Source organism: Chryseobacterium sp., assembly GCF_045629545.1.
GTDB lineage: Bacteria > Bacteroidota > Bacteroidia > Flavobacteriales > Weeksellaceae > Chryseobacterium.
Genome location: NZ_JAZQRK010000012.1, coordinates 65,868 through 80,862, shown reverse-complemented (window position 1 = coordinate 80,862; position 14,995 = coordinate 65,868). Strand labels below are relative to the sequence as shown.

The window sequence follows — 14,995 nt, the reverse complement described above, 5'->3', positions numbered from 1 at the left end:
GGCAAAGATACGTAATAATTACTCGAAACTTATTTCCCTAGCCGTCTCAGAATTGATGATATTCATCGTATGAAACTTCATGCCATATAATTCTTCTTCATACACTTCTGGCCATTCTATAATGCATAGATAAGCGTTGTCTATATATTCTTCTATTCCAATATCATACACTTCGTCAAGGTCTTTTAGTCGATAAAGATCAAAGTGAAAAATTTTTCCTTTTGGAGAAGTATACTCGTTCACAATGGAATAGGTGGGGGAGTTTACCTCGTCTGTACTTCCCAAGTTTTTAAGTAAAAATTGGGTGAAAGTAGTTTTTCCTGCTCCCAAATTTCCTTTTAGTAATAATATTGGATGCTGCAATTGTGGAAGTATTTTATCTACAACCTGTTGCCAATCTTCAAGGCGAGTGATGCTGAAATTCATGAAAATAATTTGCTGCAAAATTACTATATAACTCACATATTAGTAGCAAGAAATTGCTATTTTCCTTATTTTTACAGCATGATTTCTAAGCAAACGATAGATAAGATTTTCTCCACTATAAGAGTAGAAGAGATTATCGGCGAATATGTACAACTGAAAAGAGCAGGATCCAATTTTAAAGGTCTCAGCCCTTTTCATGAAGAAAAGTCGCCTAGTTTTGTAGTATCACCAAGCAAACAAATCTGGAAAGACTTCTCCACCGGAAAAGGAGGGACTGCCATTTCATTTTTAATGGAAATTGAAAATTTCACCTATCCAGAGGCTTTGCGTCATGCTGCCAAAAAATATGGCATTGATGTAGAAGAAGATATTAGGGAGTTTTCTGAGGAAGCAAAAAATGCACAGTCCGAACGCGATATCATGTACAAAATACATGAAGTGGCTAATGATTACTATCAAAATTTGCTTTGGGGGGATGAAGAAGGGAAGGCTATAGGTTTTTCTTATTTCAAAGAACGTCAGCTTAGAGATGATATCATTAAGAAATTTCAGCTAGGATATTCTTTAGAGAAGAAAAACGCGTTTACAGAGTTTGCGTTAGAAAAAGGATACAGCAAGGAGATTTTAGAGAAGTCAGGTCTTGCAATATTTCCAGAAAATACCCCTTCGGGAGTAGATAGATTCCGAGAGCGAGTAATGTTTCCTATCCATAGTTTTTCGGGTAGAGTACTGGGTTTTGGAGCTAGAATACTTAGGAATAATGTAAAAACTGCCAAATATCTCAACTCGCCGGAGACCGAGATTTATCATAAATCTAATGTTCTGTACGGACTTCATCAAAGTAAACAAGCGATTTCCAGAAAGAATGTTTGTTTGTTGGTAGAAGGTTATATGGACGTTATTTCTCTGCATATGTCGGGGATAGAAAATGTAGTGGCGAGTTCTGGAACTTCACTTACCACAGAGCAAATAAAACTTATAAAAAGACTTACGGAGAATGTAACGATTTTGTTTGACGGTGATAATGCGGGTATAAAAGCGAGTTTCAGAAGTATTGATATGTTGCTAACGGAAGGCATGAATATTCGAGTTTTGCTTTTTCCAGAAGGCGATGATCCCGATTCTTTTGCCAGAAAACATCCTCAAGAATATGTAGAAAAATTCATAGAAGAACAAGCAACAGATTTTATTGATTTTAAAGCTGAAATCCTTTTAAAAGAAGCAGGAAACGATCCTATTAAGAAAGCAGAAGCCATCCGAAATATCGTAAAATCAGTAGGTTTTGTGCAAAATTCTTTGAAAAAAGAAGTTTATCTGAAAGAAGTTTCGAACAAGTTTGGGCTATCGGAGCAGAGTCTTTTTAATGAATTGGATATTCAGAAGCAGCTGATTCAAAACCAAAATCAAAGAGCTCCTCTAGCTGAGAATAAAGCTCCTAAACTAGAGATTGTTCCGCCAGATGTAGATGTAGTAGATCCTGTTATTTTTGATCTTTTGAAACAAGAAAATAATTTGGTCAATCTAATGCTGAATTTTGGTGATATAGTATTGCATAGGGAAACACCTTCGAATGAAAAGTACGACATCACGGTGATAGAAGAAATTCTGAATCATTTTGAAGAAGAAAATTACGAATTTCAGGTGGATATTAATAAAGTAATTATTGATAGCATCAAAGAGGGTATACAAAATGAAGAACTGAGAAAAGGAAATTTCTTTGTGACTTTTATGGATGAAGGGATAACCACGAAAGTAGTAGACGCCATTATGCCATTAAATGACCTAGAAAATTGGGCTTCAAGAAATATCTACCCACCCAATTATGGTGATAAGATAAGTGGACAAGTGGAAGGAGATATTTTGATTCATAAATTTAGATATATCGACTTTATGATCAGGAAAATCACAGATGACCTAAAAAACCTAATGAATGATGAAGGCAAGTATTTTGAAGCCATTAAGAAAATCACTATATTGAAACAAGCTTCTATGCAACTTTCTGAAATTCTGGGATATTCTCCCATCAAAGGAATCTATGTTCATAGAAAATAATCTACATAAAGCCCTAATACAGGCTATGACAAAAAGTCTTATATATTTTTAGGAATAAAAATTGTAATTTAGTTAAAAGTAAAAAATTAAAATAATACCAATATAAATATGGACATTAAAAAAGAATTTAGGGATTTCTCTGTAAAGCATTTAGGGAATAGCGGTTTGGTAACCGACCAATATATGGGAATGTATGGCCCAACAAATCTTACGCCTTATATCATGGAGGAGCGTAGAATGAATGTTGCCCAAATGGATGTATTCTCTCGTTTGATGATGGATAGAATTATCTTCTTAGGTACAGGAATTGATGACCAAGTGGCAAATATTGTTACGGCTCAGCTTTTATTTTTAGAAAGTTCGGATTCTTCTAAAGATATCCAAATCTACATCAACTCACCTGGGGGAAGTGTATATGCAGGTTTGGGAATCTATGACACGATGCAAATCATCAAGCCAGATGTAGCCACTATCTGTACTGGGATTGCAGCTTCTATGGGTGCTGTACTTTTGGTAGCAGGTGAAAAAGGGAAGCGTTCTGCGCTGAAACACTCTAGAGTAATGATTCACCAGCCTTCTGGTGGCGCACAAGGTGTTGCCTCTGATATGGAAATCAACCTAAGAGAGATGCTAAAATTGAAAAAAGAATTATACGATATTATCTCTGAGCATTCTGGACAATCTTATGATTGGGTAGAAAAAGCCTCTGATAGAGACTATTGGATGACTTCAACTGAAGCGAAAGATTTCGGAATGGTAGATGAGGTTTTACAAAGATCTAAAGAGAAGAAATAATTTTCCCCAACGATAAAAAAAATACGTATCAAGCTATTGATGCGTATTTTTTTTAGTTAATTTTTAAATTACTATTGCTGTAGCAAAATTTTATTTAAAATTGAGTTTTGTCCCTTTTGCAATACCATTTTGGGTCACAAGGTGTAATTTCACAACCCGCAAAGTAATATTTATCTTTATTCACCTTCATGAAATTTCCAGGCATAAGCCCATAAAAAATCGGAATTACCTCTTTGTCAGATTTACATCGTGGACAAATTTTGCTTTTATTTATTCGATATTTACAGTATTTGTCCGCATAAAAAATTCGATTTAGATTTTTATTTAAATCAATTTTGAAAACATTGAGTTTATAATCTTCGTTTAGAATTTGCAAAGTATAATTTCCTTTTTCTAAATTTTTTACTTCAAATTCTTTGTTTTGTCTCGCTTTCAGAAAATGTACTTTTTTACTTGACAGATTTATTAATTTTAAATCAAATTCTTGAGGATCAAATCTGAAAATCAAAGTATCAATAATTTTGCCTTTCAAATTTTGTGCATTGAAAACCAAAGGGGTCAGTACGAATAAAATTAAACAAATAATTCTCATATTATGCTGGTATTAGAAGATAAAAAATGAAAGATATGTTCTCAAGGGTATCACGAATTTAGATAATTATAAGATTTTTATTTTTTGAACATTTTGAAGTTAATTAAAATCGAAGATTATCGCAATTATCTCAATTTTAATAATAAGTCTTTTAATAGCCTTTCCATTAATGTAAATTATTTTTACGTTAATTGAATCTCAATTAGATATATTAGGGACAATAAACTTTATTTGCTATTTTATTAATTGTATCATAGATTAATATTCCCTCTTGGTAATCATTCAATTGTTCTATTAATCTGCCATCATTATTCCAGAGAGATGATTTCCCGGCGCAATCATAACCTCCAGACTCACCAATAAAATTAGACATCATTACAGTCATATTATGTTCTTTAGCTATTGATGATAATTTTAATAAATCATCATCAATACCTGATTTTGAATTTAAAACACTTGCAATATAAATACTTGCATTGTTTACTTTAGCATTTTGAGAATGATATTTATCTGAAATTTCATAGCATATTGCTGGTGCGAAAATATTGTTATTTTCAAACTTTACAATAATCTGTTTATTACCTTTAGTAAATAATTCTTTTTCAGAAGGAAATAAGTTTTGTTTTGAATATATAATTTTTTCTTTACATGGTTGGAAAATAATCATACTGATAAAGATCTTATCATTTTTCATAGTCGGTAAACCAATACCTATTGTAATATTATGTTCATCACTTTTTTTTTGAAAAATATCAAGCTTAGATTCATCAAAGTTTTCACTAATTATTTTTGCAAGTTCTGGTTCATATCCAGTTAATGATAATTCAGGAAATATGATTAATTCAACATTATTATCAATAGCTTTTTCTATTAATTTCAAATGATTTTGTAAATTTATTTTCACATTTCCTTTAATAGGATTTGTTTGTGCAACACTTATCTTCATATATTAAATTTCAAATTTAGAATAACGTTTGTAATCAGCAATTTCTAAAATCAAAAATAAAAGCTAAAATCCATAAAACCCCAATTTCAAAAATAAACCTCTTTGAAATTCTTCCCATTGAGGTGTATTTATGATATTTTTTTCCAATGTGAAATTGTACGATTTTAGTTGAATTTATTTTTTTTTAATATTTTATAAATAATAAAAGGCAATCCAAACATAAATATTAAAAATACGTTTGTTAGCATTTTGTCTTTACCATTATCAGCAAAAAAGCAGATAGCTAAATAAAAAATAATTACTGGTGAGAATATTAGAAATTGATGAAGATAATACTTATTTTCAATTTTTAGATAATCATTAAAATCTACTTCATTTTCTAAAAAATAAGGAAATTTGTATTTAATGAAATCATGTATTTCTTGGATGTTTTCGTCATTCAGTTCTCTTGGACGAATAATTTTATTTCCAACAATTATTTTAATATTTTTTTCTTCAAATGAGAAAGCTTTGATATTTTTTATTGGATAAGATTTTAAATACGATTTGGGATTGAATGCATAATTTTTATAATTCTGGTCTTCTACTGATATACATTTTAATTCTTTATTATTAATAAAAAAAATTTCAAATTCATCCTTAATTTTACCTTCTTGGTATGAAGATTTTAGGAAGAAAAACAATGATAAAAATATTGTAGTAATTAGAATTTCAATAAAATTTAAGTGAGTATATAATGAAAACCCAATTAATGGAAAAATAATAATTAAAATGATAAATGGGATTTTTAAAACTTTATATTTTATAAGAAAGTAACTACAAGCGATAACAGTAATAGAACATAAACCATTTTTCCAATTCATATAAAAACCCATTAATCCTAAAAGAAATATTCCTAACGATATAATAAATGAAATTTTATCATTAATTCTTCCGAAATTTTGTTTTTTTATACTTATATAATTCATTTCTGGTGTTTGGATATTATTTTAGTCTGACTATTATTCAAGCGGCCACAATACTTGTTTGTAATTTTTTTGCTAAAATACATAAAACCCTAATTTCAAAAATAAATCTCTTTAGAATTATTTCTAAAGAGATTTATTTATTTTGGTTTTCACTTATGCTCGAGAATAAGATATGTATGGTAGTTACCGATAACTTATTATTTAATTGAGCTAGCAATTAAAAATAAAAAACTTAGAATTGATGAAAGTGTTCTTACATTATTCCAAAAAATCCAAGGAGCTTCGAAAATAGTTCGCATTTTTTGTAAGTCTTCTTTATTGGCATTTTCTATAGCAAAAGTTTCTAATAGATTATTCAATGGTACATTTTGTAAACCAGTAATTACAAAAACTCCAAAAATATATAAAAGTGCACCCAAAAGGATCAGATAAAATTTGGGAGATGAAAAGTCAATAGACAAAAGTGAACTCACTATGCAAAATAATAAAGCTCCAAAAAAACAGATAAAAAATACGGGATTCAAGACTTCTTTGTTTATGTTTTGCATCGCGAGCAAATAGTCTTTGTCTTTTAGTTTTTGTAATCCAAAGTTTACCGAAAACGTGTAGGAAAAGAAAAATCCTGCCATCAACCCTGTAAACAACAGTGTGATAATTAAAGAAATATCAATGGTTTTCATAATAGAATTAATGGGAAATATTAACAGCTTTTCTATTAAATTCATTGTTTTCGATTTGGTTCAACATAAAATGGGCAACATCTTTTCGGCTGATTTTTAAGGTTAATTTGGTTGACTCTTCTCCAATATCAACTTTATAATTATTTGTTTTTTCCCCGTTTGTCAAAGCACTTGGGCGAATGATGGTATAATTTAGCGAGCTTTTTTCAATGAATTGTTCTTGCAAGTTATGATCTGGTAAAACTTTTTTTAGTAGAAAACCAAACATGATGTATTTCCATACGAAATTCAGGTGCTTATAGCTATTTCCAGCTCCAATTGTCGATTGACAAATCAATCGTTGAACACCTTCTGATTGCATTACAGTAATAATATTTTGGGTTCCAGCAGCTCTAATTTTACCAACTTTCCCATCACCCAAAGCACAAAAAACCACATCTTGATTTTTAATGGCATAGCGTACACTTTCGACTTGCAAAACATCGCCTTGATGAATTGTTAGACGAGGATTTTCTGCTAATTTTAATTTGTCGGCATTACGAACAAAAGCTGTTGTGTGATACCCTTTAGCAAGAGCTTGTTTTACAATTTCAATTCCTACAGTGCCATTGGCACCAAATACGATTACATTCATTTTATTCTTGTTTTGTTTCAGCAAAGTTTCAGAAAACAAGCTTTTGAAAATAGAATAAAAACGACATTGGTTATTTTATCACGAAATTTTTTGGAGTTTTACCAGTAAATGCTTTGAAAACACGAATGAAATGAGATTGATCTGAAAATCCGTTTTCGTAAACTACATCGGTAAGCTTGATGTAATCTTTGGTTGTCAATTGATGCAAGGTTGCTTGAAACTGAGAAATTTTTGCAAATTGTTTGGCAGAAATGCCTGTCTCTTTCAGAAATCGTCTCTCCAAAGTTCGGATGTTGATTTCTAAATTTTCTGCAATTTCCTTAATGGAGGTTTGCCCTTTACAATCGATAATGTTTTGAATGGCTTTTCTGATGCACAAATCTAAACTGTTTTTCTTTTGAATAAAATATTGAAACAACAAGTGACTTATTTTTTCAATCCTTTTATCAAGAGAATCTGTCTCCAAAAGCTGTCTTGTGAATTCCTCTATATTTACCTCCAATGTGTTGTCCAAATAATAACAACTGTCATTAATACTCTCTGGAATAATTTTCCAAAAAGCCCTCAAAACAAATGGATAAAATTGAAAAATAATGATTTGATACGACCCATCAATCTCCAAGGTGATGGGTTTTATAGTTTGTCCGTACAGAAAAATTTCAGGCATTTTTTTGTTGTGAGGATTCACGTATAAACCATTTTCTGTCTTTTGGAACATTAATCCTGGATAACCATCTGCAAAAAATGGGAGTGAGGTATGTTGATTTTCTTTGTTATTTTCAAATACCCAAATATTTTTCACAAATAGTGAAATAGAAGAATGAGGTTTAATGGATGAAAAATTCATTCAAATTTTGTGATTTATTACTTTTCTGAATTCTCTAGAATATGAAGGCTAACGGAAAAAGTATTGGCAAATTGCGGGGTTTCGAAGAAATGAAAGTTCTAGGATCGACCAAACTAAGCGAATGCTTTTTCAATACTGCTAACTTACAAAAAAAACGGCATATTTCTTTTAGCAAAATCTACTTATCATCATGAACTTACAAGAGTAGTAAGCCATTCTTTAGGGGCATTGGAGTACTTTGCATTAAATGATAAAATTACCCTACAGTATAATAGAGCTGCTCCTAATAATTTTACAGAAGCTTATGTTTCTATTATCCATACAGGAAATTAGTAAAATGCAAATTTTCTTGAAGAAAAAGAATGAGAAAAATTCAATTAGTTAAATCATCATTTGGTTTTTATAAATGCTAACCATTTGATGTGTTAAACGATGTATAAAAAGAGGTGAACAAATCCAATTAATTTCTTCAATACTTACTCTATTGGGTTTTATAATCGCTATTGAAATTAATAATTATAATAGAAAAATCTTCTCGAGAATTAAAGAATGGTATATATTTAATATGGTGTATTTTACTTTCCCATTGGTGAATATAATTTGCCAAAACATGTAAATAAAAAAACTAATTCTATAACTATATTTAGTACTTTCATTAAAGTAATTTTATTTTGTACTAAGTACAAAAAAATAAGCTTTATTTCTAAAACTTATTCCTATTTTCTGAGATGATTTTAATTAGGGTTGGTTTGGATATTTCGGATAATATTCTCTTAAATATTTTCTGTCATAAACACTCCAATGATCCCAGTTATTAACTAATGGTTGACCGTTGTCCTTTCTAGTCATTGTTACAGTATATGGTTTAGCAAAGTCATACGATCCGTAAAGCATTACAGAATTGTAGTCGAATTCTCCTTTACCTATATTGTTTGGATGAATATACCAATTTGACAATATATCTTGACCATATTGATTTACATCTACATTATTCCATAGAATATTAATGTAATTGCCCCTATCTGGTCTAGTGTGCTCGTGAGCAAACCCTAAAGCATGCAGTATTTCATGTATGAGAATATATTTATTTAAATGCGAAGCAATTGCTAATTCTTGTCGACCTCCTTGCATTCCTATATGTGAAAAGCTTCCATATCCGCCACTTGGGACAAACGCAATATAATTTTGACCTGGCTGGGGATTTGATATTTGTACAAATTTAATTCCTGCATGCTTTATACCAGTTGGTGGATCCATCTCAGCTATTGCTTGTTGTACAGCATTATGTATGGCAAGAGTTGCAGTTGTATAATAAATTACGCCTCCTGGCCATAGTCTAGTATATCCTCCTTTTCTGGTGAGACGGGGCTCTGTTTGATTCTGCGCTCCAATCTTTACAGCATTAAAGTCTGCTTTAGATACAATGATGTCATCTTCTAAATATCGCGCCTCTTTATCTTCAAGAATATTAGCAATTTTACCTCCGGGAAGCTTAAATGTATGCAATGTCTCACCGTCGTTTGTTTTCGAGATAATGTGGTTTTTAGCTGCATCTATAGTTTCAGCTTCTATTGAATCTTCTTTTTGACAAGACGTCATAATGCTTAATGCAATGATACTTGCCATTGCCGAAGATCTTACGATGTTAAGTTTTTGTTTGTTCATAATAATGATTTTTTAATGATTAGGTGTCTCAGAAAATATATTTTATACCTATTAGGAATTGCCAAGAATTCCATTTTACTTCGTTTAGTTTGGTTGGAACACTGGTATTGTCTTCCCTGTATAATAGGTCTATACCATTTTTTATAAGAGCGTTAGAATAAGCGCCTTGTCCAGAAATGGCAATTTTGTCGTTAATCAACTTTGTTATAGCAAGTCTAGTTGTGTGATTGTATCCTTTTCCTGTATGTGTAAAACTTTTAGGATGACGAAAAGGTCTTAGGTTCCAATTGGCGTAAGAATCATATGATGTATATCCCCATTGTGTAGATAGGCCAACATTTAGAGTTTGAATAATATTGTGCTGTATATTTAAATATCCTCCTACAGAAAGCCATTTTGTCTTGTAGTATGAATCTAAGTCTTCTTGGTAATCGTATTCGGGATTATCATCTGGATAAGTATGGTTGAGTAGTGTCAGTTTTTGATTAAGAAAATCTGAGTAAACACCAGCCGAGAAACTTGTATTTTTCCTATTAATAAATTTATAACCCACCTTGAGCTTGGGATTGTGTTTGTATCCTTTATGACTACTCATCAATAAATCTGAAAAAATTCCTTGCCTATTATCTTCACTATAGTCTTTGTCATTAACATCTCCTTTAAATGCATCAGAATATAAATATCCCAACTGAGCTTCCCATCTATTTGTATTGTAGTTTATTGCAATACCATTATTGGTATATTGTATTTTTTCCCATTTTAGTTCTGAATAAATATTAGGGTTGGTCCCTTTTTCATTACCTGCAATAGAAAAGCTAAGATTGTCTTTACTATATCCAGATAATGCTTCAATAGACACGCCTTTTGTAGTGATTATCTGCGCTTTTGAGCCAAAAAATACCCCAATAATGATTAGGGTTAATATTTTTTTAATCATATTCTTTAGTTTTTATATAAAAGAAAAATTTATCGTATAATTGGAAATAATTGGATAAAATAAGGAGAGATTAGAATTGATAAATGTATCTAGTCTTACTATGGAGTAATATTATAAATAATTTGAAATATCTTTCTTTTTAACGCATGATTTTTGTATGAATGTATTTTAGATTTATAAATTCAAAAATTTATAAGCTCATTTTACAAAGCTGCATCTATTTGATATACAGATGGTTGGTAATCATATTATAATAAAAATTGGATAAACTGAAAAATAAGTAATGAAATTGTGATTGGAGAAATTTTAGTCTCCAAATAACAGATTGAGCCAAATTGATACTAAATAGATAATTGGAAATAAAGTAAATTCTTAAAGAGCGAATTTTTAATGGCTATAAAATTTTAAAAAAATAAAAATTAAAGTTTTAAAATAAGAAAGTATAAATTATCTATCGAGTCTATAAATTTCAGATCTTTTATCTTTTTAAATCTATGTTTGGATAATTACCTAGACAAATTGATATTAAAAGCTTTTATAAATTATTTGTAATCAAATTGGAAGATGATGTATATATATGGTTGCTTGCTGAGGATATGGAGTGTTTCTATAATTGAAGAATTGTGCAAATCAAGTAATAGATTACATCTAAAACACTTAATTCCCATGCAAAAGGAGAATTTTATTATTTTAAAATTTAATTTTCTCTTTATTCGAATCTCTGAATATTAATCTAATCTTAGGAGTATAAAGTGATATTTTGATATAACGAATATAATTATGTTCTAATATATATAAGTCTACAAAATAATTATACAAAATTCATAAATTAACTTTTACTCTATTATAACGCTCGTAATGTTACGTGCTGAAGTACCATTATTTTTTGATGCCTCATTGATAAGGCTTATTATATCCTTCATTGTTATTCTAGTACTTTCGGCAAATCTATTTTTTCCAATGCTATTTCCAAGGGCTAAAATAATCGGATTTTTTTCAAGAACTTGGTTATCTACATTATCATATTCTTTTGTTATAGAATTATAACCAATGCTGAGATTTCTTAGTTCATTTTCAATAAGGAATTTAGTCCTCTATTGTCTGTCATCTATTATTTCCTTTAAATCGCACTGTAAAACCTAATGGATGCGTAGGGCTATAAAACTTATAGTAGTACTCCCAAGTCTTTTTAAGATTGGATTTTATGCTTTTTTCACCCAGGTTGCTGGGATTGCTTTTAGTGGTGAGTGATGCTTTTTCATTTTACAAGTCTTTATACATTTTTTAAAATTAAAAAGCAGAGGTGAGATAAAAAAAAACCGCAAACATAATATAGATGTATGTTTGCGGAGTTTGTACCCAGTACCATTATCACCATGAAGAGACAAGTTGTTAATATTCAGTTTATTGAAAAACGCTCGTGTCGTTATCGTGTCGTTAATCATTATATTTCAACCTATTTAAAGGTAGTTATCTAGAATTTTTCCGAATTCTTTAAGTATTTCTTCACGCGACTCTTTGCGTTTATACATTGCTTTGCTTTCAGAAACTATGTGGTTTTCTTGTTTTGATATAATAGAATTTATATCCACATCTGGAAATACCTCTTTCATCCAAACTAAGAAATCTAGTGGAATTGCTCTTTTTTCGTTCAAATAATTGGTAATTGTTTGTTGACTTACGCCATATTTTGCACCGATTTCGGTGTGAGACCAGCCTTTTTCTTCAAAAAACTCTTTAATTTTCTCGCTGATTTTCATTGAGTTATGTATTTGTGCTAAAATTATCACAACAATTTGTTGTGCATAACAACACTTTGTTGTAGGTTTGTGAAACGTTACACAAGTGTTACGATGACAAAGATAAAAAATAAAACAATAGACGGCGATATTCAAACGAATATTAAGGATGTAAAAAAGATTTACGTTCCATCATCTGTGTTCATGGATTTAGATGTGACTTTTGAATTTTTAAAAAATAATCTGCCTAGATATTATGCAAATCAGGTTCTGAAAATTTTACCCAAAGACAAGAAGGTAGATATAGCATACATCAGGCGCGTTAAAACCTATAAGATTTTAAATGTGCATATCATAACTGCAATGTATCGAGTGGCACAATTCCACGCTATTCAAAAAAGTGAAACAATTTAAATAATAGACTTATGAAAACAAGACCTTTTCCAGGGATGCTCGACACCTCCAAGGAATATTTCACAAACGATTCCGACGTGATGTTAATCACTGCAGGACAAGTGTTAAATTTTGATGAAATAGAATCTCATCCTGAGTTATCTGCAATAATCCAACGTGAGGAAGATTTGCAAATAATATTAAGAAGTTGGTTTCCTGATGACCCAAGAGAGCAATTGAAAACCTTAGCTAAATGTAGGTTCGGAGCATTAAATTTCAATGCTGACTTTTCTAATAATGAATCCTCAAATGACTATTCTATTTGCCCGAAACGAGGACATTGCGTAGGAGAAAACATAGTTTGTAAACCGCTATCTAGATTTAATGTTCAAATGACAACTGTTGAAGTTGATATTATGATACAGCTAGCTGGTGAAGAAAAGAATACTACTATCGCTTCAAGTATGGGATATGCAACAGGTACTTTTTTCGTCATGAAAACTTCAATCTACTCTAAGGTGAAATCTATAATTAATAAACCTTTTCTAACCAAACAACAGCTAGCTAAATTCCTTTTCTTGGAAGGGCTCCTGTAAATTTTTCTTTTTAATCGCCCCGTTACGGCGGGGCTTTTTACCTAAAATCTAATTATGAAAAAAGAATACATAACTGCAATAAATATATTCATCAAATTAATATATGTTGACCTTTTTTGCGGAGCGGGTGGTACTTCTACCGGAGTAGAATTGGCAATGGTTGATGATAAGAAATGCGCAAAAGTTATAGCATGCGTAAACCATGATGAAAATGCAATTTTATCACACGCCGCCAATCACCCGGATACTTTACATTTTACTGAAGATATACGAACTTTGGACTTAACAGAATTGATTTCGCATGTAAAGCAAATGAGAATTAAATATCCTTTTGCAAATCTTGTCTTATGGGCTTCATTAGAATGTACTAATCATTCTAATGCAAAAGGGGGGATGTCACGAGATGCAGACTCTAGGACTTTAGCTGAGCACCTTAATAGATATATTACATCCATCAATCCAGATTGCATTCAAATAGAAAATGTTAAGGAGTTTTTGCACTGGGGTCCACTTATTCAGAAAATTAAAGACGGTGAATTTGTATTTGATAAAAAAGGCAAAGAGGTGATGATTCCGGATCCTGATTTTAAGGGGACGGATTATCATAGATGGATAAGTTCAGTAAAGGACTTAGGCTATAATTATGAACATAGAATTTTAAATGCTGCTGATTTTGGAGCTTACACGATTCGCAAAAGATTGTTTATTCAATTTGGAAAAGAGAACTTTCCTATCGTTTGGCCAGAACCAACACATGAAAAGACGGGTGAAAGATTGATAAAATACAAACCCGTTAAGGAATGTCTGGATTTTTCGTCAAAAGGCAAATCAATATTTGAAGGAAAACCCCGTGCTGAAAATACTCTTAAAAGACTATACGCAGGTTTAGTAAAGTTTGTAGCAAATGGTGACTATGAGTGGATTGTTAAATTTAATTCCATGAGTCGAAAGGGCGTACATATTCCTCCAGGTGTAAATGAACCGTGTCCTACGGTAGCTGTACAAAATAGATTGGGACTCGCTTCAGTAGAATTTATATCGAAATATTTTTCAGGACATCCGGAATCAAAAAACATTTTAATTAACCAACCTTGTAGAGCAATATCAACAGTAGATTATCATGCTTTAGTATCTCCTGTTTTTCTTTCTTCTTATTATGGCAATGGAGACAATGTTTCATCTGTTGAATCGCCATCACCAGTGATAACAACAAAAGACCGAGTGGCAAAGGTTGAGTGTGTTTTTATTGATCAACAATACGGCAAAAGTAAACCTTCAAGTGTAAACAGTTCTGCTGGCACATTAACTACAAATCCAAAATTCGCATTGGTAAATACGGAGTTCTTGTTGAATCCTCAATACAGCTGTAAAGGTAGCGACGTAGACAAACCTTGTTTTACACTTATCGCTAGGATGGATAAAATGCCACCGTATTTAATCCAAGTTGAAAGTGGTGAAATTGGGATTGAAATTTATGACACTGATTCTGAAATGACAGTTATTATTAAAAAGTTTATGGCAGTATACGGAATAGTAGATATAAAAATGAGAATGCTATTTGTAAAGGAACTGCTCAAAATTCAGGGGTTTCCTGTTTATTATGTTTTAATAGGAAATCAAGCAGATCAAAAAAAATTCATTGGAAATTCAGTGGAAGTTAGGACGGCAAAGGCGATGTGTGAGGCTACTTCAATTAAATTAAATAATCTTAAAAAAGCAATTTAA

14 protein-coding genes are annotated in these 14,995 nt (G+C 30.9%); 5 read left to right on the top strand and 9 right to left on the bottom strand.

Annotated features, from left to right (window positions below; translation table 11 throughout):
* Positions 1-18: 18 nt before the first annotated feature.
* Complete coding sequence (gene tsaE, locus ACKI42_RS02970) at positions 19-426, bottom strand: tRNA (adenosine(37)-N6)-threonylcarbamoyltransferase complex ATPase subunit type 1 TsaE (RefSeq protein WP_407402298.1); 408 nt, start codon at positions 424-426, stop codon at positions 19-21.
* A 78-nt stretch (positions 427-504) separates the two neighbouring features.
* Between tsaE and dnaG the strand changes: the two genes are divergently transcribed.
* The gene (gene dnaG / locus ACKI42_RS02965) at positions 505-2,478 is read left to right on the top strand and encodes a DNA primase (RefSeq protein WP_407402296.1); all 1,974 of its coding nucleotides are present in this window, start codon (positions 505-507) and stop codon (positions 2,476-2,478) included.
* Between the two features lie 108 nt (positions 2,479-2,586).
* The gene (clpP, locus tag ACKI42_RS02960) at positions 2,587-3,273 is read left to right on the top strand and encodes an ATP-dependent Clp endopeptidase proteolytic subunit ClpP (RefSeq protein ID WP_407402294.1); all 687 of its coding nucleotides are present in this window, start codon (positions 2,587-2,589) and stop codon (positions 3,271-3,273) included.
* A gap of 803 nt (positions 3,274-4,076) precedes the next feature.
* Here the strand turns inward: clpP and ACKI42_RS02955 are convergent.
* From ACKI42_RS02955 to ACKI42_RS02920, 8 genes are all read right to left on the bottom strand, one after another.
* Positions 4,077-4,811, bottom strand: a complete 735-nt coding sequence (locus ACKI42_RS02955) for a carbon-nitrogen hydrolase family protein (protein WP_407402292.1) — start codon at positions 4,809-4,811, stop codon at positions 4,077-4,079.
* A 164-nt stretch (positions 4,812-4,975) separates the two neighbouring features.
* Entirely contained in the window at positions 4,976-5,779 is an 804-nt protein-coding gene (locus ACKI42_RS02950) for a hypothetical protein (protein WP_407402290.1), read from the bottom strand.
* 197 nt (positions 5,780-5,976) lie between these two features.
* On the bottom strand, positions 5,977-6,504 hold the full coding sequence (locus ACKI42_RS02945) for a DUF1772 domain-containing protein (RefSeq protein WP_407402288.1): 528 nt from the start codon (positions 6,502-6,504) through the stop codon (positions 5,977-5,979).
* Complete coding sequence (locus ACKI42_RS02940) at positions 6,467-7,093, bottom strand: NAD(P)-dependent oxidoreductase (RefSeq protein WP_407402286.1); 627 nt, start codon at positions 7,091-7,093, stop codon at positions 6,467-6,469. The genes ACKI42_RS02945 and ACKI42_RS02940 overlap by 38 nt, the downstream gene beginning before the upstream one ends.
* A 70-nt stretch (positions 7,094-7,163) precedes the next feature.
* On the bottom strand, positions 7,164-7,940 hold the full coding sequence (locus ACKI42_RS02935; RefSeq protein ID WP_407402284.1) for a helix-turn-helix domain-containing protein: 777 nt from the start codon (positions 7,938-7,940) through the stop codon (positions 7,164-7,166).
* A gap of 738 nt (positions 7,941-8,678) precedes the next feature.
* Positions 8,679-9,605: a M12 family metallopeptidase gene (locus tag ACKI42_RS02930; RefSeq protein WP_407402282.1), complete on the bottom strand. Its 927-nt coding sequence runs from the start codon at positions 9,603-9,605 to the stop codon at positions 8,679-8,681.
* A 28-nt stretch (positions 9,606-9,633) separates the two neighbouring features.
* The gene (locus ACKI42_RS02925; RefSeq protein ID WP_407402280.1) at positions 9,634-10,542 is read right to left on the bottom strand and encodes a hypothetical protein; all 909 of its coding nucleotides are present in this window, start codon (positions 10,540-10,542) and stop codon (positions 9,634-9,636) included.
* A 1,460-nt stretch (positions 10,543-12,002) separates the two neighbouring features.
* On the bottom strand, positions 12,003-12,302 hold the full coding sequence (locus ACKI42_RS02920) for a helix-turn-helix domain-containing protein (protein WP_407402278.1): 300 nt from the start codon (positions 12,300-12,302) through the stop codon (positions 12,003-12,005).
* A 93-nt stretch (positions 12,303-12,395) separates the two neighbouring features.
* Here ACKI42_RS02920 and ACKI42_RS02915 point away from each other — a divergent pair, with 93 nt between their 5' ends.
* The 3 genes from ACKI42_RS02915 to ACKI42_RS02905 are packed head-to-tail and all read left to right on the top strand — an operon-like array spanning position 12,396 to position 14,995.
* Positions 12,396-12,695, top strand: coding sequence for a hypothetical protein (locus ACKI42_RS02915; protein WP_407402276.1), 300 nt, complete (start codon positions 12,396-12,398; stop codon positions 12,693-12,695).
* Positions 12,696-12,730: 35 nt separating this feature from the next.
* Complete coding sequence (locus ACKI42_RS02910) at positions 12,731-13,270, top strand: LuxR family transcriptional regulator (protein ID WP_407402274.1); 540 nt, start codon at positions 12,731-12,733, stop codon at positions 13,268-13,270.
* Positions 13,271-13,324: 54 nt separating this feature from the next.
* Positions 13,325-14,995 carry a DNA cytosine methyltransferase gene (locus ACKI42_RS02905; RefSeq protein WP_407402273.1) on the top strand — a complete coding sequence of 557 codons (1,671 nt, stop codon included), beginning with the start codon at positions 13,325-13,327 and terminating at the stop codon, positions 14,993-14,995.